Source organism: Acinetobacter lwoffii, assembly GCF_015602705.1.
GTDB classification, from domain to species: domain Bacteria; phylum Pseudomonadota; class Gammaproteobacteria; order Pseudomonadales; family Moraxellaceae; genus Acinetobacter; species Acinetobacter lwoffii_E.
In genome coordinates, this window is record NZ_CP059081.1 from 514,362 (window position 1) to 540,600 (window position 26,239).

28 protein-coding genes and 2 pseudogenes are annotated in these 26,239 nt (G+C 40.9%); 16 read left to right on the forward strand and 14 right to left on the reverse strand.

What is annotated here, in order from left to right; genetic code table 11:
• Positions 1–106: 106 nt before the first annotated feature.
• Positions 107–2,044: an Ig-like domain-containing protein gene (locus tag H0S56_RS02445; RefSeq protein WP_195725579.1), complete on the forward strand. Its 1,938-nt coding sequence runs from the start codon at positions 107–109 to the stop codon at positions 2,042–2,044.
• A 161-nt stretch (positions 2,045–2,205) separates the two neighbouring features.
• Here the strand turns inward: H0S56_RS02445 and H0S56_RS02450 are convergent, their stop codons facing one another.
• Positions 2,206–2,628, reverse strand: a complete 423-nt coding sequence (locus H0S56_RS02450; protein ID WP_195725580.1) for a beta-lactamase hydrolase domain-containing protein — start codon at positions 2,626–2,628, stop codon at positions 2,206–2,208.
• Positions 2,621–2,956, reverse strand: coding sequence for a TIGR01244 family sulfur transferase (locus H0S56_RS02455; protein ID WP_004281596.1), 336 nt, complete (start codon positions 2,954–2,956; stop codon positions 2,621–2,623). Before H0S56_RS02455 ends, H0S56_RS02450 begins: the two co-directional genes overlap by 8 nt.
• Before the next feature lie 125 nt (positions 2,957–3,081).
• Here H0S56_RS02455 and H0S56_RS02460 point away from each other — a divergent pair, with 125 nt between their 5' ends.
• From H0S56_RS02460 to H0S56_RS02470, 3 genes are read left to right on the forward strand one after another with little or no spacing between them, the layout of a single operon-like run.
• Entirely contained in the window at positions 3,082–3,978 is an 897-nt protein-coding gene (locus H0S56_RS02460) for an alpha/beta hydrolase (protein WP_195725581.1), read from the forward strand.
• Positions 3,979–4,410, forward strand: a complete 432-nt coding sequence (gene trxC, locus H0S56_RS02465; protein ID WP_005101783.1) for a thioredoxin TrxC — start codon at positions 3,979–3,981, stop codon at positions 4,408–4,410.
• A 5-nt stretch (positions 4,411–4,415) separates the two neighbouring features.
• Positions 4,416–4,856, forward strand: a complete 441-nt coding sequence (locus tag H0S56_RS02470) for an acyl-CoA thioesterase (protein ID WP_153566559.1) — start codon at positions 4,416–4,418, stop codon at positions 4,854–4,856.
• Positions 4,857–4,915: 59 nt separating this feature from the next.
• Here H0S56_RS02470 and H0S56_RS02475 read toward each other — a convergent pair whose 3' ends face one another.
• Both H0S56_RS02475 and H0S56_RS02480 read right to left on the reverse strand, forming a co-directional pair.
• Entirely contained in the window at positions 4,916–5,419 is a 504-nt protein-coding gene (locus H0S56_RS02475) for a DUF4442 domain-containing protein (protein WP_005252918.1), read from the reverse strand.
• 28 nt (positions 5,420–5,447) lie between these two features.
• Entirely contained in the window at positions 5,448–5,936 is a 489-nt protein-coding gene (locus H0S56_RS02480; protein WP_004281601.1) for a YajQ family cyclic di-GMP-binding protein, read from the reverse strand.
• A 92-nt stretch (positions 5,937–6,028) separates the two neighbouring features.
• Here H0S56_RS02480 and H0S56_RS02485 point away from each other — a divergent pair, with 92 nt between their 5' ends.
• Positions 6,029–6,343 (forward strand): rhodanese-like domain-containing protein, encoded by a 315-nt coding sequence (locus H0S56_RS02485; RefSeq protein WP_005101788.1) that lies wholly within the window; start codon positions 6,029–6,031, stop codon positions 6,341–6,343.
• 174 nt (positions 6,344–6,517) lie between these two features.
• Here H0S56_RS02485 and mnmC read toward each other — a convergent pair whose 3' ends face one another.
• The 4 genes from mnmC to H0S56_RS02505 are packed head-to-tail and all read right to left on the reverse strand — an operon-like array spanning position 6,518 to position 9,913.
• A complete protein-coding gene (mnmC, locus tag H0S56_RS02490) occupies positions 6,518–8,416 on the reverse strand; it encodes an FAD-dependent 5-carboxymethylaminomethyl-2-thiouridine(34) oxidoreductase MnmC (RefSeq protein ID WP_195725582.1) in 1,899 nt (632 codons plus the stop codon).
• Between the two features lie 39 nt (positions 8,417–8,455).
• Positions 8,456–8,965: a hypothetical protein gene (locus H0S56_RS02495; RefSeq protein ID WP_005252915.1), complete on the reverse strand. Its 510-nt coding sequence runs from the start codon at positions 8,963–8,965 to the stop codon at positions 8,456–8,458.
• Between the two features lie 5 nt (positions 8,966–8,970).
• Positions 8,971–9,273: a YciI family protein gene (locus H0S56_RS02500; protein WP_004281605.1), complete on the reverse strand. Its 303-nt coding sequence runs from the start codon at positions 9,271–9,273 to the stop codon at positions 8,971–8,973.
• 28 nt (positions 9,274–9,301) lie between these two features.
• Positions 9,302–9,913, reverse strand: a complete 612-nt coding sequence (locus H0S56_RS02505; protein ID WP_004281606.1) for a septation protein IspZ — start codon at positions 9,911–9,913, stop codon at positions 9,302–9,304.
• A 44-nt stretch (positions 9,914–9,957) separates the two neighbouring features.
• Here H0S56_RS02505 and H0S56_RS02510 point away from each other — a divergent pair, with 44 nt between their 5' ends.
• Positions 9,958–10,809 (forward strand): PHP domain-containing protein, encoded by an 852-nt coding sequence (locus H0S56_RS02510; RefSeq protein ID WP_195725583.1) that lies wholly within the window; start codon positions 9,958–9,960, stop codon positions 10,807–10,809.
• Positions 10,810–10,893: 84 nt separating this feature from the next.
• Here H0S56_RS02510 and H0S56_RS02515 read toward each other — a convergent pair whose 3' ends face one another.
• Positions 10,894–11,805, reverse strand: a complete 912-nt coding sequence (locus H0S56_RS02515; protein WP_114541813.1) for a bestrophin family protein — start codon at positions 11,803–11,805, stop codon at positions 10,894–10,896.
• A gap of 65 nt (positions 11,806–11,870) precedes the next feature.
• On the reverse strand, positions 11,871–12,572 hold the full coding sequence (gene radC, locus H0S56_RS02520) for a RadC family protein (RefSeq protein ID WP_005248144.1): 702 nt from the start codon (positions 12,570–12,572) through the stop codon (positions 11,871–11,873).
• Positions 12,573–12,685: 113 nt separating this feature from the next.
• Between radC and coaBC the strand changes: the two genes are divergently transcribed.
• Together coaBC and H0S56_RS02530 are read left to right on the forward strand one after the other, a co-directional pair.
• Positions 12,686–13,960, forward strand: coding sequence for a bifunctional phosphopantothenoylcysteine decarboxylase/phosphopantothenate--cysteine ligase CoaBC (coaBC, locus tag H0S56_RS02525; RefSeq protein WP_195725584.1), 1,275 nt, complete (start codon positions 12,686–12,688; stop codon positions 13,958–13,960).
• Between the two features lie 229 nt (positions 13,961–14,189).
• Positions 14,190–14,702: a hypothetical protein gene (locus H0S56_RS02530; RefSeq protein WP_004281611.1), complete on the forward strand. Its 513-nt coding sequence runs from the start codon at positions 14,190–14,192 to the stop codon at positions 14,700–14,702.
• A gap of 50 nt (positions 14,703–14,752) precedes the next feature.
• Here the strand turns inward: H0S56_RS02530 and dusA are convergent, their stop codons facing one another.
• Positions 14,753–15,778 carry a tRNA dihydrouridine(20/20a) synthase DusA gene (gene dusA / locus H0S56_RS02535; protein WP_195725585.1) on the reverse strand — a complete coding sequence of 342 codons (1,026 nt, stop codon included), beginning with the start codon at positions 15,776–15,778 and terminating at the stop codon, positions 14,753–14,755.
• 131 nt (positions 15,779–15,909) lie between these two features.
• Here dusA and H0S56_RS02540 point away from each other — a divergent pair, with 131 nt between their 5' ends.
• The gene (locus H0S56_RS02540) at positions 15,910–17,046 is read left to right on the forward strand and encodes a site-specific integrase (RefSeq protein ID WP_005252908.1); all 1,137 of its coding nucleotides are present in this window, start codon (positions 15,910–15,912) and stop codon (positions 17,044–17,046) included.
• Here the strand turns inward: H0S56_RS02540 and H0S56_RS02545 are convergent.
• Positions 17,012–17,308 carry a pyocin activator PrtN family protein gene (locus tag H0S56_RS02545; RefSeq protein ID WP_004281614.1) on the reverse strand — a complete coding sequence of 99 codons (297 nt, stop codon included), beginning with the start codon at positions 17,306–17,308 and terminating at the stop codon, positions 17,012–17,014. The genes H0S56_RS02540 and H0S56_RS02545 overlap by 35 nt on opposite strands.
• Positions 17,309–17,452: 144 nt before the next feature.
• On the opposite strand from H0S56_RS02545, the gene H0S56_RS02550 reads away from it, so the two are divergent.
• Together H0S56_RS02550 and H0S56_RS14260 are read left to right on the forward strand one after the other, a co-directional pair.
• Complete coding sequence (locus H0S56_RS02550; RefSeq protein ID WP_227554916.1) at positions 17,453–18,622, forward strand: hypothetical protein; 1,170 nt, start codon at positions 17,453–17,455, stop codon at positions 18,620–18,622.
• A 47-nt stretch (positions 18,623–18,669) separates the two neighbouring features.
• A pseudogene (locus tag H0S56_RS14260) lies at positions 18,670–18,795 on the forward strand (tyrosine-type recombinase/integrase); the annotation flags it as partial.
• Between the two features lie 422 nt (positions 18,796–19,217).
• Here the strand turns inward: H0S56_RS14260 and H0S56_RS02555 are convergent.
• Positions 19,218–20,114, reverse strand: coding sequence for a hypothetical protein (locus tag H0S56_RS02555; protein WP_005252890.1), 897 nt, complete (start codon positions 20,112–20,114; stop codon positions 19,218–19,220).
• Between the two features lie 463 nt (positions 20,115–20,577).
• Between H0S56_RS02555 and H0S56_RS02560 the strand changes: the two genes are divergently transcribed.
• From H0S56_RS02560 to H0S56_RS02580, 5 genes are all read left to right on the forward strand, one after another.
• Positions 20,578–21,486 carry a YagK/YfjJ domain-containing protein gene (locus H0S56_RS02560; RefSeq protein WP_195725586.1) on the forward strand — a complete coding sequence of 303 codons (909 nt, stop codon included), beginning with the start codon at positions 20,578–20,580 and terminating at the stop codon, positions 21,484–21,486.
• Positions 21,487–21,589: 103 nt separating this feature from the next.
• Entirely contained in the window at positions 21,590–21,868 is a 279-nt protein-coding gene (locus H0S56_RS02565) for a hypothetical protein (RefSeq protein ID WP_085064153.1), read from the forward strand.
• Positions 21,869–21,888: 20 nt separating this feature from the next.
• Positions 21,889–22,920, forward strand: coding sequence for a DUF932 domain-containing protein (locus H0S56_RS02570; RefSeq protein WP_195725587.1), 1,032 nt, complete (start codon positions 21,889–21,891; stop codon positions 22,918–22,920).
• A gap of 197 nt (positions 22,921–23,117) precedes the next feature.
• Complete coding sequence (locus H0S56_RS02575; protein ID WP_004733106.1) at positions 23,118–24,176, forward strand: YqaJ viral recombinase family nuclease; 1,059 nt, start codon at positions 23,118–23,120, stop codon at positions 24,174–24,176.
• Positions 24,177–24,317: 141 nt separating this feature from the next.
• The gene (locus H0S56_RS02580) at positions 24,318–25,253 is read left to right on the forward strand and encodes a recombination directionality factor (protein ID WP_004692362.1); all 936 of its coding nucleotides are present in this window, start codon (positions 24,318–24,320) and stop codon (positions 25,251–25,253) included.
• 47 nt (positions 25,254–25,300) lie between these two features.
• On the opposite strand, the pseudogene H0S56_RS02585 reads toward H0S56_RS02580, so the two are convergent.
• Positions 25,301–26,022 (reverse strand): annotated as a pseudogene (locus H0S56_RS02585) (undecaprenyl-diphosphate phosphatase).
• Between the last annotated feature and the right edge of the window lie 217 nt (positions 26,023–26,239).

Consider the following 26,239-nt stretch of genomic DNA (forward strand, 5'->3'; position numbering starts at 1 on the left):
ACATTTAGCTTACCTTTATTTACATAAATGCTTAACTATGATTACATATCGCATAATGAATAAAGATTGATAACAAACTCTATAATAGAGGGTCTTGGGGATTTAAATGATTAGTAAACAATTAGGTATTAAATTATCTACTCTTACTTTAGCACTAATGTTAGCAGGCTGTGGCGGTAGTGATGGATATTATAATAATGGGGGGGCGGGTTCTGGCGGAAATTCTAGTAATCCTGCTGAAGTTCAAGCGCTTAATGTCACTGACTTTTCACTTAAAGACTCGAATGGTGAAGAAACAGAAACTATTTCAGCGCTTGGTGCTGTAGCCACAGTTAAAGTAAGTGATGGAAGTGGTAAACCTGTCAGTGGTGCAGTGGTTGCATTTTCTGGTGAAAATATGACTTTTAGTACAACGAATAGTTCAGTGCTGACAAATGCTGATGGCGAAGCAAGTATTGGCGTTACACCAACCAATGCGAATGTTACAGGCCCATATAAGATTTCTGCAACAGCTTCATTTAATAATCAAAGTGCTACTCAGTCAAAAAATATAAGTTTTGTTAAAACAGACATCCTTATTGATCAATTTAAAGCTGCAAGCACAACATTAGTTTCAGGTGGGTCTACACTCCTTACACTTTTGGTTCAAGATGCTAATGGCAACTATCAAAACAATCAGGAAGTAACATTCTCAGCAAGTTGCGGTAGTTTTGCTCACTCAAGTGTAATTTCTACAAGCGAAGGCAATATTTCTAATACATATTATGCTTATGATGCATCTGGTAACTTATGTAGTGGTAAACAAGAGATTACAGTTACGCCAAGTAACTCACCAGCCAGTGCACAAAAAGTTCCTGTGAATGTAGAAGCTGCAACAGCAACCTCTGTCGTATATACATCTAAAGCGATTTCAATCCCTGTTTTAGGTAGTGGATCATCATCAAGTAGCCAAGTCGAATTCACTGTTTATTCAAATGAAAAAGCTCTCCCTAACCAAGAGGTAACTCTAAGTTTAGTACAATCTCCGCAAGGAACAAGTTTTGTCAGCTTAAATAATAAAGCAAATAGAATTGTCAAAACTGATAGCAATGGTAAAGTACTTGTGAATATTTATCCTGGCAATATTCCTGGACCTGTCGAAATCAGTGCAATGTTATCATCAGGATTCACAGCGCTGTCAAAAGATGTAACGATTACCACAGGGCGTGCTACACAAAATAGTTTTAGTCTGTCTTTGAGTAAAAACTCACTGCAAAATGATATGGATGGTGACAAGGCGACGCTTGTTGCAAGACTTGCTGATCGTAATAGCAATGATGTTCCTGATGGAACAGTTGTTAACTTCGTAGCTGAAGGGGGTAAAGTTGGGGGAGCGTGTTCAACTTTAAATGGCCAATGTTCTGTAGAAATCAGCACACAGAATCCACGTTCAGCAGATGGTCGCGTCACCATACTTGCTTATGTTGAAGGTGATAAGAGCTACATAGATAAAAATGGCGATAACACTTACACAGCAGGTGTTGATACATTAATGAAGAATATTGGCAGTTTCTTCCGTGATGATAACGAAAGCCTTACATATAACAATGAAATAGGCGAGTTTAAGTACGATAGAATAATGACTGGAACAAGTGTGCCGTGTGCGGCATCTACCTTTAGGGAGCCGAATATTGAGGGAACTTGTGATAATCAACTCCCAGCAATTTTGCGTCAACAAGTTATTGTTTACTTTGCTGATAGCACTCCGACTATTCAAGGTCTAAGAGCAAGCAACAGTTCATTAAGCTTTAATCTTTATGGTAAGAATGCATTGACGACACCGATGCCTTCTGGCACATCTGTCACTGTTGCAGCAGAAGATGCTACAGAAAATAATAAATCATGTTCTGCAGAGTTAGCAACAGGAAGTAATTCAGTTGCAAATATTGTTGTTTCAAGCTATTACGAATATAAATTAAAAGACTGTGCCAAAGGGGACAGCTTTAAAGTGACAACTACAGCACCTAATGGCAAAGTATCGAATTTCTACGTTAATTATTCATAATCTCTGATGCAATAAAAACAGCGCTTCGGCGCTGTTTTTTTGATGGGAACTAAAATTTAAAAAATTAAATCGAAGTTCCCACATTCACACCTACAGTTGGCTTTAGATTCATCGAGCTACAGCCTGTAAAAGCCAAACTACAACATAAAATGATCAATAACTTATTCATGAATCAATCCTTGAGATTTAGCCTGATTAAACAAAGCAGCCGAACGTGTGCCGCTTCGGCAAACCATTAAAATTGGTTTAGGCAGCTCATTATAATATCGAGCAAATTCTTCAATATTGGCCTGAGAAAGCTGGCTACTCACCACAGGCTGATAAATCACACTCACTTGAGATTTCTCCGCAATGGAGCGTAATTGACTCACCGTGACATTATTACCAGTTTCCTGATCAGGACGATTTACAATTACAGATTTGAAACCTTGCTGAATCAATTGCTGAAACTTGCTTGGTGTCATTTGCCCCGCGACACTCACCGTAGAGGTCAGCGCACGGCTAAGATCATTTGCAGCAAAAACAGGTGTAATACAGCTAAAATAGGTTGCCAATACTACACCTTTCCAAAACAACTTAGTCATCCAGCAGGTCCATCTGTTTTGCCAGTTGATATAAGTTATTCGAGCGGTTTCCGGTGCGGCAGAACATCAAGATCGGTTTTGGCAACTCATTATAATGATTGGCAAAAGTGCGTACATCAAGCTCAGTAATCTGACCGGCTACTACTGGCTGGAATACATAATCCAGACCGGCATTACGTGCAGCTTCCTCGATTTGTGCACTGGTTGGCTGCTCGGAACCACCTTCCATGTCCGGACGGTTGTTGATAATCGATTTAAAACCTTTCTCAACCACTTGAGTTACGTGTTCAGGACCAATTTGACCAGCAAAACCTACATTTTCGCTCATGACGCCACTCCATCATTTCATTTATATCGATATGCTTTATGATAGCATTAAGCTGAAAACATGCTGAACCTGTTCTGAAATTTTTATAAATGATGATAACCATAAGATAACGCAATGGAGCGCGTATGCAGGCTTATACAGTTGAACCACTGTATGTCAAAAGCGGTCAGGAAGTGATTGCTGCAGATTTTTATCGGCCTAAAAATATAGAAAAACCGGCCGTAATCCTGATGGCTCATGGTCTGGCTGCCTTACGTCAATTTAAACTGGTGCAATATGCCCAGCGTTTTGCCAGTGCCGGCTATGCGGTGGTTTTATTTGACTATCGCTATTGGGGCGGCAGCACTGGGCGTCCACGTGAACTGGTGTCGATCAATGCCCAGCTCGATGACTGGCGAACCATGATCAGACATATTCAGGAACGCAAATCGATTGACAGTAAACGGATCGTGCTCTGGGGTACGGCCTTAAGTGGTGGGCATGTATTGACACTTGCAGCAGAGCTGAAAAATATTCAGGCGGCGATGGTACAGGTGCCTTTTGTCGATGGGGCTGAAAGTGCCCAACTATATCCTTTACAGCAACTCCCCAAGGCGCTTAAAGTTTCCAGTCAGGATTATATGGGGGCCAAGGTTGGTATGGCACCAAAAACCTTACCTGTAGTTGATCCGCATGAGCTATGTTTTATGCCGACACAGGACAGTTATGAAGGTTATCTGTCGATTGTCAATCCGGATTATTACTGGAGTGGTCATATTCCTGCACGGGCATTCTTTAAACTGATGCGCTATCGGCCGATTCAGGAAGTAAGAAAGATTAACATTCCAGTCCTGTTTATTGCGGCAAAACAGGATAGTCTGATTCCCATTGAATCCAGTCGGGAAACTGCAACTAATATTGCACCATTTGTACAATATCATGAGTGGAATATGCGACATTTTGATATTTATCATGGCGAATGGTTTGAAAAAGCAGTTTCGACCCAATTAGAATTCTTACATCAACATATTGGAGTGCGCTAGATGATTATTGTATGTCCGGAATGTCTGGCCAAAAACCGTGTCCCTGAAGATAAACTCACTGCCAACCCTGCTTGTGGTCAATGTCATCAAGCCCTGATTCCACTGGTACCAATTGAGCTGAATGAGCAGAATTTCAGCCAGTTTGTCACGCATAGTGACTTGCCAATCCTGATTGATCTCTGGGCAGAATGGTGTGGTCCCTGTAAAATGATGGCACCGCATTTTGCGACTGTCGCCCAGCAATATCCAAATGTGGTTTTTGCAAAAATTGATACAGAAGCCAATCCTCGCTTAAGTTCGGCATTTAATGTTCGCAGTATTCCGACGCTGGTGTTGATGAATAAAAGCAACGAAATTGCTAGAATAAGCGGTGCATTACGGTCAAGCGAGCTGCAAAAATGGCTTGATCAGCAGTTAAATACCCAACCCTAATTCAAATGCCTGGAGTGAAAGTGTCAGATTCTCAAGTAAGACCAGAGGGGATTCTTTCCCTACAGACGATCGCAATGCCTGCAGATACCAACTGGAGTGGTGATGTCTTTGGTGGCTGGATCGTTTCACAAATGGACTTGGCAGGCGCGATTCACGCAGAGCGATTTTCAAAGGGACGTTGTGCCACGATTTCAATTAACCAGATGACGTTTCTGGTCCCGGTGAAAGTCGGGGACGTGATTAGTTGTTATACCAAAATTTTAAAAGTTGGCAAGACCTCTATCCAGATGGAAATCGAGGTTTGGGACAGTCATGATGATTCACGCCCACCAATTCGGGTAACTGAAGGGGTGTTTACCTTTGTTGCGGTAGATGTCAAAGGTAACAAACGTCTGATTCCAGAAGAAGCAAAACAGAAGCTTTTAGAATCCCAAACAGCACAATGATGACTTGAAATAAAAAATCCCAGATTAATGATCTGGGATTTTTTTTGTCTGTATTGATATCAGGTCTGCTTCAATTGCTTTTTGGCAATCCAGGCCCAGAGCATCTCGCATTGAATCGGTGCTTCACCTGATTCATCACTTACCATAACATGAACCAGTGTTTCACCTTTGTCTGAACTTTGCATAAGCCGTTGCTGTTCAGTAGTCAAGGTAGCAACTGCCGTCAGGGCACCTTTGGTCGGACGTTTAAAGTCTACTTTTAGACTCTTAATCAAAACCACTGCGCTATCCGGTACATTCATTGCGGTTACAAATCCTGTTGCTGTTTCTGCCAGCAGGGCCATTGCACATGCATGGATTTGTCCGATATGGTTCTGCATGGCTTTATGATTGGCCATACTTACTACCACTTTGGACGCACTCATTTCCTCATAACGAATCTTGGCAGAGCCGACCATCGGGACCACCCGGCCAAAAGTTTTACTTAACAAAGCAGTACGAATGCCTTGCGGTAATCGTGCAGTGGCTTTGACTAATCTGGCTAATCGGTTGTTCTTTGCCATAATTCCTTCTTCAAGACACAGGATGGTCTTAATCTTTAAAGTTATTGAACTGTAAAGGCAAACCAAATTGCTGTTCTTTCAAGAATGCCATTACTTGCTGCAAGGTATCGCGTTTTTTATCAGTCACACGAATCTTGTCGCCCTGAATAGAAGATTGCGCCTTAATCCCACTTTCTTTAATGGCTTTATTAATTTTTTTTGCGGTATCTGAGTCAAGACCATCTTTAAGCTTGATGACCTGAATCACATTTTTGCCAGAAGCCGTCATTTTTTGTGGATCAAGCGCCTGAATATCGACTTTGCGTTTAAAGAAATGACTTTCCAGCATGCTATAGACTTGTTCACACTGGAAATCGCTTTCAGTCGAGATTTTGATTTCCTTGTTTTTTTCATTCAGTTCAATAGAAACGTCCTGACCACGGAAATCAAAGCGGGTCGCAATTTCTTTTTGGGTGTTTTGAACTGCATGATTTACTTCAAAAATTTCTAATTCAGAAACAATATCGAAAGAAGGCATAGTTTAGACCTTTACAAAGGGAAAGAATATCTGAGATGCTAGGGATGTTTTCTTCATTTGCCAAGTGTTGTTTTACATCAAAGGAGTGCGCAATGATCCGTAAGCAAGAAATTACAACATTTGAGTTCCCAGAAAATGCAATTATCTGGGATGTACGCGATTCAAGTGCTTTTGCTGAAGCACACGTGAAAGGGGCGGTGAATCAGCCCATTAACGATCTTTCAGCAGAAAGCCTAACTCAGGTGTCAGCGGATCAACCCATTTACATCTTGTGTGGTGGGGGCAGTAAAGCTCCACGTGCTGCGGAAAAACTAGAGGGTTTTGACAGCTCACGTGAATATGTCATTCTGATGGGTGGTACTCGTGCTGCCCGTGATGCAGGCTTACCGCTTGAACAGGGTGTATAAGCATTCTGTCAAAAAAAAGCGCCGCAAGGCGCTTTTTTAATGGGTGAGATTTAATGCCTCCCAACCTCCCTTTTCTAAAGGGAGGAGCTACATCTATTCTATTTATTCATAAAAGTAGAGAAAAGTCCCCCCTTTTTTAAAGGGGGATTTAGGGGGATTCATTCAAAATAGTAATTAAATTTGTAGCTTAAAATACGGTTTCTTCATTTTCACTTTCTTTTGAAAACGGGTCACACTGAGTTTTTTTACTAAACTGGATGGCACCGGACAGGCTTCGCAGAGAATCTGGGCTACCAGAATTTCACTACAGAGCGGCGCAAACAGAAAGCCTTTAGAACCGAGACCAGCAAAGCTATAAACTTCCTCATCCGCTTTCATTTTACCCAGTAGGGGAAAATAATCCTGACTTTGCGCGCGTACCGATGCACGACCTTGCCAGGTATCGGTAGAAGCTAATGACTGTGCATATTCTGGGAATACACTGTGGATCAATTCGTAGTTGTGTACATGGTCTTCTGCTAACACCTCGATATCATCTCGACCTGGATAGAAAGAAGCACCCAAGATCAGATGTTCAGCATCCAGCTGCATACAATAGCCACCGTAGCTATAGGCTGTATTTTGGCTTAAAGGTTGAGTTTTATTGTTGAGCCAACTGACCTGTCCACGAATCGGTTTCAGAGCCGGATAATCTGCAAAGAATTGTGTTGTATCTCGCGCAGTACAGACAATCACATGATCAAATTCACCTAGATCCTGTTCATCTGAAAATAGCTGAGGTTTTATAGTAGCTTCAATATGGCTAATTTTGGCCTGTTGATATCGGATATTTACATTCTGTAGAATTTCATCACGCAATTGAGGCGGTGAAACCACACCAGCTTCTAACAGTTTTAAACTTGGAAATTCGGTTTGAACCTCTTGATCTTCTGTATCTTTTACAGTAAGAATTTTTTCAGGATATTCATCTGCCAATCCTAAAAGCTGTTCAGGATTTTTTAAGGCGAACTGATTCACCTGAATCGGGCGGAAAGCTTTAAATTTTTGATAATGATTTAAGGCATGTTGCCAGGCCAAGGTCATCAGATGTTCAGCACTTTGCTCAACTGGACAGAGTTTGGGATTGAGCAAAGCCAGTGGATTGCCAGAACCTCCGGAGAGGGGCGCTGACTGGTCGTAGATCGTGACTTGATGACCGCGTTGAGCGAATGCCCATGCGCTACTTAAACCACCGATTCCAGCGCCAATCACAGCGATTTGACGAGGTCTGATATTGGTCTTTGTATCTCGCTCAGTTTTTTTTTGAGTTGTTTCCTGCGCTGAAGATGGGTTGCTTTCCTCAGCCGGATTCCAGATCGCTTTCAGCATTTCACGCTTATGCTTAAAACCACGTGGGCGGGAAATTGAAATCCCATGATTTTTTAAGCCACGTTTTAAGACGCCAGCAACACTGAAAGAGGCGAAAGTGGTACCGATCTCGGATAAACGTACAATATTATTTAAAACATTTTCTTCCCACATGTCTGGATTGCAGGAAGGCGCAAAACCATCCAGGAACCAAGCGTTCACCGGCGCAGTTTTTTCAATTACCGGGAAAACATCATGTGCATCACCCAGCCATAGATCCAGACTGAATCGCTCTTCAGGAAAACTGAGACGATGACAGCCGGCAATTGGCATCGGATATTGAGAGATGAGTTGATGAGCTAAAGGCTTGAGTTCTGGCCAGGCATTTAAGGCTCGAATCAGATCGGTTTTAGAAAGAGGGAATTTTTCAACTGAAATCGCATGCAGATGACTGTGATTGTCCGGACGCACCTGTTGCCAGAGCTGCCACAGGGCCAGAATATTTAAACCAGTACCAAAACCCGTTTCACCGACACAGAAATATTCAAAAGGTTTTAAATCTGCCAGACGCGTACTGAGATCATTGCCATTTAAAAAGACATGCCGGGTTTCCAGCAAGCCATTGTCTTTGGAAAAATACACATCACCAAATTGCTTGGATACAGGCACATCAATACCATCCACCAATTGCCAATCCAGATCAGCAGTTTGAATTGCGTGTGACAAAACGGGTACAACCTTAAAGATATCGGGAAGGGCTATAGCTTACCATTGACGGCGACGTTTGGTATAAACATAGCTCGCGATCAGGAAGCCGAGCAATACCCCCACAGCCAGGGTTGCAGCGCCGTAGAGGAACATCTGGGCACTGCGTTCGCTTTGCAGTACCTGTACCTGAACCCCTAGATTGTCATTCTTGAGCTGCAATTCCTGATTTTGCGATAGTGCTTCCAGATTGGCTTTTTCCAGTTGCTGCAAACGGGTGGCCTGATCTTTGACTAAGGCTTTTACCTTGGCATCTTGCTGGGCTTTGAGCTTGGCGATTTCTTCTGCGGTTAACGGTTTATTTTCAGCAGGTGTCACCGATTGGGCAGAAGACGCTACGGCAGGAATAATGGCAGGTTTCGGCGTAGACTGGGTTTGGACAGTCACTGCTGTCCCTTGAGGTTGTGCTGTCTGATTTCCCTGAGTCACAGGAGCAGGCGCAACTTCGACTGCCCATACTGGAGAAATCATAAAACATAGGCCAATGATACTGGCAGTAACAACACGCATGAACCTTATCCTTGAGGGAATGCTTTATTGAATGGTTTGACATCGATGTGTTCGTACACCCCTTCTTTTAAGAAAGGTTCATCCTGTAGCCATGTATCCAGCGCTTCACGACTGTCAAAATCGACAATAATGGTACTGCCATAAAAACCGGCCTGTGGATTGGCTGGATCTTTAGGCATGGCACCTGCAACAATCAGGCGACCTTCAGCATTTAACTGTTCCAGACGTGCAAGATGTTGTGGACGAATCGCGAGGCGTTTTTCAACTGTACCTTCCCGATCGGTACAGCTAACGACGAATAATGGCATGATGACTCTCAATCGTTTGTAGTTGGACTTATTCAGCGGTCTTAAAGTATTTGCGCAATACAATAAACTGAATAATGATAAAGGAAAACATCACGATCATGTCACCGAATGCGGTAAATTCGCCCCAATATTTTCCATCCATCCACAAATAGGCGAAAAAGGTATGCAGAAATGACATCAGTACGAACATGGCAACCCAAGCATAGTTCAGCTTGAACCAGCCTTTTTCGCTTAGATTGAATACTGGACCAAATAACCGCTGGATCAGAGGCTTTTTATCCTTGCTAAACCAAGGGGATAAGAAAAAGACACCTGCAAAGACCAGATTCAATAACACGGCTTTCAGACGAATATAGAAATCATCGCTGAGGATCAGAGTGATGCCACCAAAAATCACCGTCATAAACAAGACAATCCATTGCTGCTTGTCCAGACGGAATTTTTGTATGACAAATAACGCACCATAGACGACCAACATGGAAATAATCAGACCTGTGGTTGCAACAAGAATATTATTATTGTCGACACCCCCCGCAGAACCGATCAATTGCAGCAATTGATGGTCAGTGTCTTTTGGATCTACAGTTTTATATAAATAAAAGAAAATAATGAGTGGCACAAAGTCTAAAAGTGCTTTCATGTTAGAGTATCTAAATCTGATCAAATAAATGTCATAGTATAGAGATGCACGGCGTAGATTTACATACACATAGTAATATTTCTGATGGAACTTTCAGTCCTCAGCAATTGGTCGAAGCGGCTGTGGAAAAACTTGTCCATACTTTGGCCCTGACGGATCATGACACCATGGACGGTTTGGTATTGGCGGAAGAAGCTGCCAAAAATCATGAGATTAAGATCATTTCCGGGGTGGAAATATCCAGCCAATGGTCACGTCCTGCCACCAAGAAAAACTATGGCGTGCATATCGTCGCGCTAAATATGCAAAATCCTGAGCCTTTACAAAAAGCCCTCAATCAGCAAAAGAAAATCCGGGCTGAACGTTCTAAACAGATTTGTGATCTGCTGGTTCCTTTAATTGGTGAAGATATTTATGCTGATGTACTGGTCAAAGTCGACCATATCCCTGATCGGGTGACACGGACCCATATTGCCAAAACGCTGGTAGAAAAGGGGATTGTGACGCGTCCGCAACAGGCTTTTGATAAATACATCAAGGAAGGTAAGAAAGCCTATGTCAAATTTGATGGCTTGAGTCTGGAAGATACCATTCAGGTAATTCATGAAAGTGGCGGCTTCGCCGTGCTGGCACATCCGACCAAATATGATTTATCTGCGACCAATATTCGCTACCTGATCGAGATCTTTGCCAAGTTCGGTGGAGATGCCGTCGAGCTGCCACCGGCGATTGAACCAAGTTTCACCCGGCAGATGGTGGATCGAATGATTACTGAATATGATCTTAAAGTTTCGATTGGCAGTGATTTTCATGGCGATCACATGCCCTGGATTAAACTGGGCAATGTCCCGAGTCTTAAACCGGGGCAGGTCGGGATTTGGGAGAGTTTTGTTTAGTCATTCCTTTACCTCGATCTTTTTCATTTGAGAGAAGATTTTCCCTTCGCTACTAATAACAAAGGGCGAGGAGAGAATTATAAATTAAAGCAAATTATGATCTTGAGCCTGAATCGGTGGTGGCGTCGGTTTACCTAAAGTCCCTAACAGTTCAATTTCAATCGTACGTACCATCGAGTCCAGCGGCAAGTCATTACTCTGAGTACCAAAAGGCTCTTCAATTTCCGAACTTAGAGCATCTAATCCTAAAAAGGTATAAGCCAAAATTCCAACCAGTAAAGGCGTAAACAGACCAAGCGTTGAACCTAAACTAAAAGGTAAAATAAAACAGAAAAAATAGACGGTACGATTGAGCAAGACCGAATAGGCAAAAGGCAAAGGCGTTGTTGCAATCCGGTCACAACCAGTCTGGACAATACTTAGTTCTGCTACATGATTATTCATCTGCATATAGATGATGTCGGAGATTTCACCTTCTTTGAGCGCCTGCATTAACTCCCATTGAATCAGGCTTAAGGTATATTGCGGCGCATTGGCCTGCTGATAGAGCTGGGTCACAGCCTGCTGGCTCATGCCGCTGGTTTCCACAAGTTCCGTCGGATTGGCTGTCTGATGGCGTAGCCGGTCACGGAGGACATTGGCAAAGACAATCACATGCTGAATTACACGTTCACGGCGACCTTGAGACAGCATCCGGCAATCACGGTCAAAATGACGTGAATTGGCAATCAAAATGCCCCAAAGTTTGCGCGCTTCCCACCAGCGGTCATAACAGGCCGAGTTCTTAAATCCGAGAAAGATCGACAGTACCACTCCAATCAGGGTAAAGCCGACCAGGGGTAATTCTGGAAAATGAAAATAACCAATATGTGACAAGCCACCGATGATGGCTGACATCAGCATCACTACGCCTAAAGGTGGCAAAACTTTAGGTAAAATCGTCCCCCGCCAAGAAAACAGCAGTTTAAAAACAGTCGGCTGGTCACGTACGATCATTTATTGGAATCATCACAATTTTTTTCATGATCTTGTGGAGTTGTGCCTGCTTTGTCAAGTGCTATTCAATACTGCATTTCCGGTTTGATGAGTTGCTGCTCAGCAAAGGAAAAGCTGCCCTCCAAAGCAATGATGCAATGGTCGATTAAATGGATATCTACCAGCTGGCAAGCCTGTTGAATCTGGCGGGTCAATGCCAGGTCAGCCTTGGATGGAGAGGGCCGACCCAGCGGATGATTATGTGCAATGACAATTGAGGTTGCCTGCTGGCTAATGGCATAACGTAGCAATTGATTAATAGAAATATCACATGCATTGATGGAGCCATAAAACAGTTTTTTAAAGGCAATTTTTCTTAAACTGGCATCCAGACACAGCACGGCAAACACTTCCTGAGTTTCACCGAGCAGTTCAAAACGTAAGTAATCTCTCAACCGCTTGGAATTGGTAAGTTCCAGTGCATCCTGTTTCAGGTGCTCGGCTATGTAACGCCGTCCCAGTTCCTTGACGGCCATCAGTTGGGTATATTTACTGATGCCCATGCCATGAAACTGGCTGACTTCCTGTAAAGGTGCATCGAGCAACGCAGTCAAATGACCAAAATGTTGAATCAGCAATCGCGCCAGATCAACTGCCGAATGTTGCTGGGAACCCGAACGCAGAAAGATGGCTAGTAGCTCGGCATCGGACAGACTTTCTGCACCATATTGAATTAAGCGTTCTCGCGGCCGTTCTTGTTCCGGCCAGTTTTTAATAGAAAATTGCATAGTTATTAGACTTATTTATTATGAATTATCAGTTTTCCCGCAAGCCGATCTCTTGGGAATGCGATTATTTAATGCTATTGTGAGCCCCACTGCAACAGCAAGGTAATCTGTTCGTGAGCTTTGATCTAAGTGTAATTCCTCATAAAAATATCATTTTGGCCGTCACTGGCGGTATTGCTGCCTATAAAAGTGCAATTTTGGTCCGCCGTCTGAAAGATGCCGGATTTGATGTGCGGGTCGTCATGACTCACGGTGCACAGGCTTTTATTACACCTTTAACCTTTCAAGCCTTATCGGGCAATCCCGTACATACTGAATTGCTGGATACTGAAGCAGAAGCCGGCATGGGTCATATTGAGCTGGCACGCTGGGCGGATCTGGTGCTGGTAGCACCGGCCAGCTGTGACACCTTGGCAAAGTTTGCCGCAGGTTTGGCTGATGATCTCTTAAGTACTCTCTATCTGGCAACAAAAGCGCCGGTCTGGGTGGCACCCGCCATGAACCAGCAAATGTGGGCGGCGAAAGCAACGCAGCGTAATCTTGCGACACTGATCGAAGACGGTGTGCATGTGATCATGCCGGACGCAGGATCACAGGCTTGTGGTGATGTAGGTTTGGGCCGGATGCCTGAGCCGGAAGATTTAGCGCATCAGGTAACCGAATATTTCCATAAAGCCCAACGTGCGATTGCGGAAAAATTTGGCCTGCTTGCTGGTAAACAAGTCACGATTACCGCAGGCCCGACCCGCGAAGCGATTGATCCAGTGCGTTATATTTCCAATCACAGTACCGGAAAAATGGGCTTTGCATTGGCTGCCGCCTGTTATGCAGCAGGGGCAAATGTCACCTTGATTGCAGGGCCGGTCAGTCTGGATACCCCAAATGGCGTAAAACGTAAGAATGTTTCTTCTGCCGTACAAATGCTGAATGAAAGCATGCAGATGCTGGAAAATGGTTGCGATATCTTTATTGCGACAGCTGCAGTAGCCGATTACCGTGTGGCAGAAGTAGCCGAGCATAAAATCAAGAAAGCTGGTGATGAACTGAATGTAGCCTTGGTGAAAAATCCAGATATTGTCGCGACCATTGCCCAGCAGGAAAAACGTCCATTTATGGTCGGATTTGCTGCAGAAACCCGCAATATTGAAGAATATGCTGCTGGAAAGCTGGTCGCGAAAAAGCTGGATATGATTGCCTGCAATGATGTTTCACGTGCAGATATTGGTTTTGCTTCGGATGAAAATGCCATGACAGTATTCTTTGCCGAGCATTATCAGCTAGACAAACGTGATCTGGAAAAAGCCTCCAAGCAGGAGATTGCCCAGCAGTTGATCGAAGCTATTCATGATGCCCTGTATCGTGATCCATCCAGTGATGATGATTTTTAAAATGATCTGTATCGAAAAAACCCTGAATCCATCAGGGTTTTTTTATAGCTGATTTTTTATCATTAATTCAAAAAAACTATAGAAACCATAAATATTTAGTCTTAATCGAAGCGCTGTTTGTTTATTGTTTTTGCAAAAAAGCATAAAATGGGTCACAGAATAAGCAAAGATAAAAATACTGTATATATCGGCTATAAGCAGGAAGTGGAAAGAAAAAAGAGGGGGCGCTATGAAAAAAATCATGATGTTATGGATGGTCGCCTGTCTGGCTGGATGCAGTTATTTTGTCTCGATGGATGAACTGGCCAGAAATATTCAAACGCAGATGCAACGTGAATTTAATTCCAATCGAGATTATCAACACTATCGTTTTACCGTGAAAAAGGTCAAAATTGTCCAGCGTCAGGGGAATGAGTTTCAGGCCATTTCTCATCTGAATTATCAGGGTGAGGAATATCCCATTCATGTAAAAGTCTTTAAGGTAGATGGCGGGTATAGTTGGTCGATTGAAGATGATGCCTTTGCTTTTATTGATGAAATTGAAATTGAAAAATATCGTCAGCAACTGGATCGAGAATTACAGCAACTGGCCTCAGCCTTGGATGATCTGGAACCTGTAGATGAACCAAACCAGAATGTCTCCGGCTCTCTAATCACACCAGTGGCTGAACCTGCATTACAAGATGTTTCTTATCAGGAAGAGCCGATTCCGGTCGGTAATATCACGGCGTATACGCAATAACTCATGCGCAATCGCTATAAAAAAGCACCGATGATCGGTGCTTTTTGTGTTTAGGATTCAACTTGTTGATGTTCACGTACATAATCTTCGGTACGCTGCATGGCTTCCTGAATATTAAAGAGTGCAGTTTCTACATCTTTCAAGGTTTTAGCATTACCACCGCTTAAAGCCTGACGCCATTTGCGTGCACCCGGCAAGTTCTGGAACAGTCCCAGAATATGACGGGTAATAATGGATAAAGGTGCACCTTCGGCCATGCGCTGCGCAATATAAGGCAGCATCTGTTGCATAATGTCAAAACGGTCTGGTGCATCCAGATTCCACAGTTGGCCCAGTTCAGCCAGTAAGTAAGGATTATGATAGGCTTCGCGGCCAATCATCACACCATCCACATATTTGAGATGTTCCAGGGTTTCGGCATAGGTTTTAATCCCACCGTTGATCTCAATGAGCAGATCAGGACGATCCTGTTTTAAACGGTAGACATCTTCATAACGTAGGGGTGGCACATCGCGGTTTTCTTTAGGTGATAGACCTTTTAATAAGGCAATCCGTGCATGCACGATAAAGTTATTACAGCCGGTTTTGGCCACGGTGTCGACAAAATGCAGCATCTCTTCATAAGATTGCATATCATCAATTCCGATCCGGTGTTTTACGGTCACTGGAATCTCCACCGCGTGACGCATTTCAGCAATACATTCTGCGACTAGATCAGGCTCCGCCATCAGACAGGCACCAATTTTATTATTCTGTACCCGGTCACTTGGGCAACCTACATTTAAATTGACTTCGTTATAGCCCCAGTCCTGTGCCATCTTGGTACAAGTGGCGAGATCTTTTGGATTCGAGCCGCCGAGTTGCAACACGATTGGCTGTTCTTCTGTATTAAAGTCCAAATGACGTTTGGCATCACCGTAAATGATTGCACCTGTGGTGACCATTTCAGTGTACATAATCACATTCGGGTTAAACAGACGTGCAAAGAAACGATAATCTTTGGTGGTCCAATCCATCATCGGCGCAACACTGATTCGAGGATTCTGTGTGTTGCTTGGTTTTGATAAAATACTCATTGAAAATCAACCTATTGAATCAGTGTTGTGTTGAATTTATTTGCATCTATTTCATCTTTTTTTGCTCTTTTTAAAATTTGATTTACGCCATAAATACGCCATAATAAGTAAAAATATCATAAGGCGTAAAAATGGGTACAATCACGCAGCGTAAGTTAGTCAATGGATCAATACGCTATCGTGCTGAAATTCGAATCAATCGAAAAGATTTACCAATATATAAAGAAAGTAAAACATTTGGATCGAAGAAAGTTGCAGCAATTTGGTTAGCAAAAAGGGAAGCTGAAATAGAAGAAAATCCTGAAATTTTGTTTGGTCAAGAAGATGTAATAGATCTAACTCTTTCTAACGCTATTTCGAAATATTTGGCGGAAGTGGGAGCTGAGTATGGACGAACTAAAACATATTCACTCAAACTTATTCAGAAGTTTCCAATCGCGCGGCATGTTATCACAAAAATTAAATCGACTCATATTGCGGAACACGTAGCTCTACGCAAAAAAGGCATTGAAGATCTAAGACTCGCTCCTGTTGCATCTAGTACACTCCAGCATGAGCTTTTACATATTAGAGGGGTGCTATCTCATGCAGCGGTAATGTGGGATATAGATATTGATCTAAATTCTTTCGATAAGGCAACAGCACAATTAAGAAAGACACGCCAAATTTCATCAAGTCAAAAAAGAGATAGGCTTCCAACGAATGAAGAGTTGGCGGCATTGACGAAGTATTTTGTCAATAAATGGAATAATCCTGCTTACAGTTATCCAATGCATTTGATTATTTGGTTTGCAATTTACTCATGTAGACGTGAGGCGGAAATAACTCGAATGGAATTAAGTGATTTTGACATTCATAACAACTCATGGAAAATACGTGATTTGAAAAACCCAACAGGCTCTAAAGGGAATCATAAGGAGTTTAATGTATTACCTCAGTGTAAAAAAATTATTGAGCTTTTATCGGAGCAGGAAGTTAGAGCTAGAATGTTGAAAAGAGGCTATGGCGATGAATATCTGATACCTCTTAGTCCAAAAACAATAGGTGGTGAATTTAGAAAAGCTTGTAAGTTGCTTGGAATAGATGATTTAAAATTCCATGATTTGAGACATGAAGGGTGTACCCGTTTAGCTGAGCAAGGTTTCACTATCCCCCAGATACAGCAAATTAGTTTGCACGATTCATGGGGGAGTTTGGAAAGGTATGTATCAGTTAAACGAAGAAAACAGACCCTTAATTTTGAGAATTCGTTAGAGCTGACTTCGTAAAAATTTCATACTCTTTAGCTTGTTCGTTGTAACGTTTGTCTAAAACAAAAGCTAAGTCAAAAATATCAACTAAGTATGGTGATTTTTGACTTTCATCTATCTTGTAGCAAATAAATGGAAATTCCTTTTTTCTCGCTTTTTCTAATATTTTTGCTTTACTTAGATGGGGGTAATACATGGCTGCCACTTGTTCAAGAGTGGGAGTCATGGTTTTAAATTGCATGAATAAATAATCTGATAAATTCATTTGTACTTTGTTCATTTGGTTACTCTTTTAAAAGTTAATTCTTGAATCTTTAGTCATACAACTAAGGTATAGCTAACAAAATTCACTGAAATAATTGTAAATGAGATGAAATGGGTAATAATTCTGAAATAAGGGGAACTTTTTTAAGAATACACACTTATGCCAAAACTTAACGATTTTCAAAACAGCACAGTCAGACTATTAGATTATTTATATTTTCATGATGTGGCAGCCATGCAGAGCTTCTCAGAAGAGAAGTCAAGTATATATAGTCAGTTATTAGCAGCTATTGATTTATTGGCTTATCGAAGGTCTGAAGGCGCGTTGATAGGGGAACATTACAAACATTTGTTATTAATAGGAGTAGATTTTGAGTTAACTTTTGGAAAGGGTGAATTAATTAAAGATGATATCTATTTTAAAATGCAAGAAAAATATCGTGCCTACCTAATTCAACAAATAGAGTTATTGGGTTTTCAAATAGAACATTATAAGCAAGATTTAAATGAAGTATTAATCCAAATTCCAATCCAGTCAATTACTAGTGCTGCTGCATTTAAAATTGTAAGTCAAGTTCTATATTTTGAGTACGATAATATAACTATAGGGGTACTTAGTAAATTTCTAGATTTTAATTTTTTAACATTAGCTAAATATCAAAAAAAGAATAAAGTCATCAATGAGAGTTTTTTAAATAAACTTTTCTATAGGGCGATGTTATTTCTAGAGTTTGACGTTTTTAAAAATAACTTAATTGCAGAGTATTATTCCGAAGATCAAATTGTTAACTTAAATGATTTGGAAGATTATGAAAAAGTAGCAGCTGCCATTAAGGCTAGGGGGAAGGCCAAGTCATTAAAGGGGATTGAATATGATGGATTTTATAAGCTAAAGACTAAGAATGATCTGAAGAAGTTTCTAATAAATATTGAAGAGCGATTAGGACATAATCCTATTTTCTCAGATAGTTCGGCTAATTGGATTGCCTTAATCGGTGCATGGCATTTGATACTTAAGAAAGGTAATAATCTCGATAAACCATTGTTCAAAGAGTCCCCTCAATATGTTGTGGACTCGGATATCTCATGTGCCAAGCTCGCAAGAAAAAAATTAGCTGAATTTGGTTTCTCTGTGTCTGAAAAAACTATATTTGACTGCTATGATCGTGTCTATGAAATTTACAGGCTTATACGTATAACTATAGAGTGCTTGGTGGAAGAAAAAATGTATGGAATGAACGAAAGAGTTTTTATTCATGATTTTTACTATAATCCGAATTCTAATGCATTCTTCAAGAAGCAGTTACAAGCAGCTAAGGCTAAACTTTAAAATATTAGAGCATGCTTATTTATACAGGTTGAATGAACAAACACTGTTTGAGAGCGCTATTCAGTCCAGTTGTGAACGAATTAAATTTGTTTAATCCCGATCCCATTGAACGGCAGCTTGCTCATGTGTCACAGAACAGAATTCGCTCGGCATATAACCGAGCGCAATATTAACCAAGGGGGTCAGTTTTTAAATGCCGTTAGGGGGTCATTTTTACACTACCGATAACAATGCTATTTATCGAATTAGAAATCTTTAAAAATAGGCTATTGGCATCAAATGCAAAAATGTCGCAGCTGGTAGATTTGAATAATTTAAGTGACCATGAAAAAGTCATTGCAGTTATTAAGTCTAACGCCAAGTTGGAAGCTTTGGAAAAGTAGATTATCAGCGTATCTATACTATTGATCGGCTCTGTTGCATAAATATGTAAGCATCTGATTTAAATAAATTTAATTTTGGATCAAAAAATAATCAAAACTTTTTAAATCATATAGTTATGAAATCTTTGTGCAACAAAGCCGGTCTGCACGCACAAACCCAATCTTAGTTATACAATGGACTAGATTGGGTGTGACTGGTGGAGAGATTATTTTTACAAATATAGGTTTTCTCCATCGACTGAACAGCATTCTTTGGCATAGGTTTCATTGATGAGTCTTTCGATCATTTGCTCTTCTGACACACCATTCTTGAAAGCTAATGTAAGCAACGCTTCTCTAGCTCTTTTAGTTAATGCGTAATAGTGAGGTTTTTTCACCTTTTTCTCCTCACGGTGCTTTTTTTGATACCACGCGTTAGATAATTTTTTTCTTAAAGCATAGTGAATATTTTCATCTTCATAATAGATAATATCAAATATTGAGTTAATTAAAGTCTCATACTCAGATACATGGGATGCATCTCTTCTGTATCTTCTAAATTCTGAGTTTTCATTAATATACTTTTTAGCCCATACAAGAAAATCAGAGCATGGTGATTTAAAGTGATTGTTGAATTTTGTGTATATTTTGTCAAATCGATAATATATATTTTCAATTGATCTAGAATCTTCATAATAAATAGGGATTGTATAAGCCAGATAAAGAAGCTGGAAGTATAGGTTTTTTATATCTAAAATTAAGCGATCTCCTTCTTTTTCATGCAAGACTTTGCATGCAAATTGTAAGAATCTTTGATTATCTTTAATTTTATTAAAGTCAAAAGAATGTATTTTGATTCTAGATTGAAAATCCTTTAAATCACGTAAAAAATAATAGATATTATCATCACTACTATTATTCATTTCATCAATTATAAATTTACTTATGTTCCTGAGTTTATCTAGGCTGTTCAGTTTTGCGATGTCTTTTTCTATAGCATCGTTGCTCTCCCGTATTCTGCGATAGTTATCAATATTTGGGCGATGATAGACATATAGTGCCCAGATAAGATCTTCATCTCGAAGTTGTGTCAGGAATGATTTAAGATTGTCTAGTTCAGAATTGCGCATTTTGTATCCTGTTTTTAAAAAGCTTACGTCATACTTTAGGTAATAAAAACAATACTTTCTACTAAGTTTTTCACTCTATTTCCCCTTGTTTTGCACTATATTTTTAAAAGCTTTCTACTAAGGGATAAGGGGGGTATAAATAAACAATGTTTAGGCAATATAAGTTTTTAATTTAATTTTTTTATAACTAAAATTAGGTACTAAAACGATATAGTCTAAAATTCATTTTATTCCTTAATTCTAGCTTTTTTGAGACTAGAGCCTGCATGAATTTAAGCGTAGAGCAGGGAGGAAAAGTTTTTCATGTGGAGAATGGGTACTGTACTACAGGAGGAATTTGGACTCCCTAACTCTTTGGTTATTAATCTAATCGTTTATTAGGTAACACTTTATTGTGAAGTAAACGTATATATATACTGAATTCCCTATCTCTTATGTAACTATCACACACATAGGTTTAAACATGAGAGTTTCAATTAATCAGGAAAAACTTACACTTGAGATTGAGAAATTTTTAAAACGTTTAAAAAGAGAACGAACAAAATGGTATGGATTCTATTCGCAGCTTACTAATCTGTTATTAGGCTTTAATGATATTTATGATCCCGATGATGAATACACAGGTTATCTTAAATTCTTTGTAATTCTGAGATATGACTTGCAGAGAATAGACTCTGATTATTTTGATCTTATGGATGAGCTAAAGATAATTGGGTATAGAGAGATGAGAGCGTGGTTTTTAGATTTATCTGAGGATTTTGAAAAAGATTATAAGATGATCGAAAAACAGAAAGATGAAAATAAAATTGAAGTGCAGGAATATTGTGAGTCAATAATTGGTAAATATAGCCGAATATTAGTTGCTCGGGTGGACTTGGGTTATTTACAAGAACATTCTAGTCGCATCAGAGTTGAAGATATTTATAATGATTTGGATATACTGCTTAATCGTATCCAAAATAAAGATGGCATATTTAAACATGTGATCGGATATATATGGGGAGTGGAGCAAGGCGGTAAAAGTAAAGGTTTTCACTGTCACTTAGCAATCATTTATGATAATGCCTATCGTGATGGAAGCGCAGCATATTGGGGGGATGAAATAATCGCGCTATGGAAGGATATTACTAGAGGTTATGGTCAAGGATATAATTGCTGGAACCGTGAACGTGTAGCCAAACTTAGAAGAGAGGATAAGCTGGGGATCGGTGTGATTTATCGTCGTGATTCAACCCAAGTGACAAATTTCATTGAGGCAATGCAATACATTGCGGATCATCACAAACGTACTCTTCAATACTTACGTGTAAAGCCCAAAGGACGAAGAGTATTTGGTAAGGGTCAGTTAAGAGCGCAGTATGATAGACGATAAATGAAAATAATCTCAGATATACATTATCTAGATGAAAACGAGTTTTTTAACTTTGCAAGGCTTGCCCATCGGTGAGCTTTTGTCATTTCTAGAGGTATATATTATGAGTTTAAATTGTCCTTATTGTTTTTCGGATCAGGTTATTCAAGTGATTAATCAGCAGGTGAGTGGATCTGATTCTACAGGTCTAGCAGCATCTGCTTCGTTCGCAACCATCGGTGCATCTATTTCAAAGGGTTTGCCATTGCCTGTATCCCCATTCATTGGTGGTATCGCTGGTGCAGTCATTGGTGGCTTATTTAGCAGCGTGTTTGATGAGCCTAAAAAGCCGATCACGATGACCTATTACCATTGCAACCACTGTCAGCAGAACTTCCGCTAATAACTCAGGAGATAAGAACGATGGCACATCAAATCGAACAAATCGCCTATGTTGGCGAAACCCCTTGGCATGGTCTGGGTAATCAGCTGAGTCCGAATCAACCACTCGAAGTTTGGGCACAGCAAGCTGGGATGGACTGGCGGATTGAATCCTCGAACGTCAGCTATATGGCACAGAATGAACGTGGTCAGAGCATCATCATGCCTTTTGAAGAGCAGCGAGTGTTGTATCGCTCAGATACCCATGCACCTTTATCTGTAGTCAGTCAGCGTTATCAGGAAGTTCAGCCTAAAGAGATTCTGGAGTTCTACCGGGATCTGACTGAGCAGTCTGGCTTTGAGTTAGAAACCGCAGGGGTTTTGAAAGGTGGGAAGAAGTTCTGGGCTTTGGCACGTACCGGGCAAAGTACCGCGTTAAAGTCTAAGGATGTCAGTAATGGTTATATCTTGCTGGCTACTGCATGTGATGGCACGTTGGCAACGACAGCACAATTCACCAGTATCCGAGTGGTCTGTAACAACACGTTAGCCATTGCTCTACGTGGGCAGAGCAGTAGTGCTGGTGTAGTGAAAGTTCCACATAGTACCAAGTTTGACGCAGAGAAAGTGAAGCAGCAATTAGGTATTTCAGTGCGTGCATGGGATGAGCACATGTATGAGATGAAACAGCTCACGCAGCGTAAGGTGAGTCAGCAGGAAGCTAAGGCTTACTTTGATGCGGTGTTCAATAACAGCACCATGTCAATTTCCGATCCTGAAGAAAACATCATTCAGTTCTATCGTAATGTCGCACAGCAAGCTCAAGAGAAAAAGCCTGAACCCAATGGTCGTGCCATGAATAAAGCTTTGGACATGTTCAATGGGCAAGGACGTGGTGCTGAATTGTCATCAGCTAAAGATACGGCTTATGGTTTACTGTGTTCGATTACAGAATTTGTGGATCATGAACGACGTGCCATGAGTACAGATCACCGTCTTGATTCAGCTTGGTTCGGTGCAGGTGTTGGTCTTAAACAAAGAGGATTGGAACAGGCTTTATCTTTGATAGCCTAAGCTCATGTAATCCATCCAACCTTAACCCCGCAAGTCTCAACAATCGCTGAGTACAGCACACACGTAACTCTCTCTATTTACTACTCACAATCAATAATCTGAATCAGCATGCATATCGCCATACCCGACCTCGTGTCGGGTATGGCTTTTTTATGCGCTTCTTTTTTACAAAAACTGAAATTTATAAGGATAGAACCATGAATCAAATCGCACCGATTTCAAATCAGACTGTACAGGCAGGTGTTCAAACTGCATTAAATCCATTAACTACACCTAAACGAGCTAGTTCTGCAAAACGCTTAGTCAACACCAAAGATATGGCGTATCAAGATTGGCTTGAAGTTCGTAAACAAGGCATTGGCAGCAGTGATGCAGCAACAGCATGTGGCTTAAATCCCTACATGTCCATGTTAGAGCTTTGGCTGATCAAAACAGGTCGTCAGACTCAATCCATTGAAGATGAAAGTTCAGGTATAGCACCTCTGTATTGGGGCAAACAGCTGGAACCTTTGGTGGCTGAGTATTACAGCATGCACACCAATAACAAAGTTCGTCGAGTCAATGCTGTATTACAGCACCCTGATCCTGATAAGCATTTCATGTTAGCAAACTTGGATTACTCTGTTGTTGGAAGCGACGAAGTTCAGATTCTTGAATGCAAAACAGCAGGTGAGCATGGAGCAAAATTGTGGCGTGATGGTGTGCCTTTATATGTGCTTTGTCAGGTACAACATCAACTGGCGGTGACTGGTAAACAGGCAGCGCATGTTTGTGTCTTGATCTGTGGGCATGAAACCAAGATCTTCAAAGTGACACGGTCTGAATCCGTGATTGAACATATTGTTCAAGCAGAACGATTATTTTGGGAATGTGTTGAAAATGACGTTCCACCAGCAGTGGATGCCAGTGAATCGGCAGCCAAAGCTTTACAGCAGCTCTATCCTGAACATACCCCGCTCAGTTGTGTTGATCTAACGGAGGTCGAACTTGCCAATGAACTGTTTGATCAACTGATAAAGGAAAAACAGCAGATTGAACAACACCAAAGCCAGTTTGATCTACTCAAACACCGTGTTCAGGCACTGATGCAGGAACATGAACGTGCCGTATTTCAGCAAGGTTCAGTGACATGGAAAAAGAGCAAGGACAGTATTAGCCTAGATACCAAGTCCTTACTTCAGCACCAACCTGAACTCATCCAACAATACCCATTGCAGAAAGCAGGCAGTCGTCGTTTCAACATTTATCACGATTAGCTCAAAGCTTAGAGTTAATCACTCAGCAAGAAAAAACCTGAAATCCCGTGCAGTCCTGCATGGGATTTTTATACCGATTTCATTTTTAGCAAACAGTGCAACACATCTAAACATCAACATCTATACGAGAGGAATTTCAACATGATTAAAGGTCTAGCAATCACACCACCCATCTTGGGCCGGATCAGTATTGGTCGTGTAGTCGAAAAGAATGGCAAGCGTCTGCCTGAGAAAGACGATCAGTTCACCATTACCAGTCAAATACAAGGCAAGGATGGTTGGGTCAAACACCCCTTGGATGAGCAATTGCGTAGTCAAGCACCGAATCAAAAGCTGCGTAGCATTCCTGTGCGTATGATCTTCAATGATCCTGAATTGAACTTACGTGCCGAGTACAGCTTGTTTGACCGACAGACAGGTCGCCCGATTTGTGTGGGGAATGGTCAGACCTGTCAACGTATGACATCACAAGGTGTAGAGCAACATCCTTGCCCATCCCCCGACTTATGCCCACTTGGACAAGGCGGGCACTGTAAGCCTTATGGACGCCTGCATGTCAATTTAGATGAGTCGGATGAATTTGGTACATTCATTTTTAGAACAACAGGCTTTAACAGCATACGTACGTTGGCTGCACGATTGAGCTACTACCATGCAGCATCAAATGGGTTGCTTTCATGCTTGCCACTGCAGCTGACCTTGCGAGGAAAGAGTACAACGCAAAGTTATCGTCAACCTGTGTACTACGTGGATTTAACGCTCAGGGATGGCATTCATTTACAAGAGGCGATTCAAACAGCGAAGGAAATTGACCAGAAAAGTAAGTTGTGTGGTTTTAATCAGGCTGCTTTAGATCAAATGGCACGGCAGGGTTATGGTAATGCACGATTTGAGGTGAATGCTGAGGAGGGACTAGATTTGGTTGAAGAGTTTTATAATGATAAGGGTTTTGAGTCTGAATCGGTACAAACTGAAATCAAAAATAAATCTAAATCAGAGCTTAAGTCCCATCAGGGAGAGGGTGTTGTACAAGAGATTCAGAAAAGCTTGAAGCAGAATGTAAGGATTGTAAATTAAAAAATTTAAAGAGAACAGCGAGTTCTCTTTAATTTATTTTTTTTGAATTAAAAAACAAATAAGATGATTGAATCTAATACCAAGCGATACCAAGCAAAAACTTTTAAAGTATGTTTTTCTACAAATTTAACCATGGCTTTTACCACAAGCAAAGCTGCGATGAATGCGGTTACAAAGCCTACGGAAATATTCAATAAATTTTCTGAAGTTAAAACATCAACGTTGCGAAATATGTCTAAGTAACGGCACCAATAATGGTTGCACCAGACCGTGAAGTCCCCGGAATCATCGCAAGACATTGAACCAAACCAATAACAATGGCCTGTTTGAATCCAATATTGGTTGCCTCAATGGTTTGGACTTTAAAATTTTTAGCTTCTACAGCAAAAATTAACAGTGCACCAATAATCAGTGCAGATGCCACAACCGAAGGACTGAATAAAACTTGTTTAATAAAATCAACAGCTATAACTCCGATCACTACTGCAGGAATAAATGAAATGAAGACATTTATCGCAAAACGTCTCGCATGGTAATCACCTGATATAAAACCATGTAGTAGATTAATAATTTTTTTACGGTAGAGCCAACAAACGGCTAAGATTGTGCCCAGTTGAATGACAACTTCAAAGACACAGCCTGAGCCTGAATGAAAATCAATTAAATGGCCAAATAAAATTAAATGACCAGTACTGGAAATGGGTAAAAACTCCGTTAAACCTTCTATAAAACCTAAAAATAAGGCTTTAAGTACTGAAATTATATCCATAAATAAAGTGAGTCACAGAATAATAATAGCCATCACTTTTAAGATATTTTTCTGCATTTATAAGTGCATTGAGCTAAATTTTTACGCTTTCTTTACGCGGCATCCAAAGTTATGAATAGAGACTTTACGGTCTTATTTTTCATACTGGATTTTGGAATATCCCAATGCTTAGGATGAAAAACATGAGTGCGGTCATTCACGCGCATCAGCAGGTACA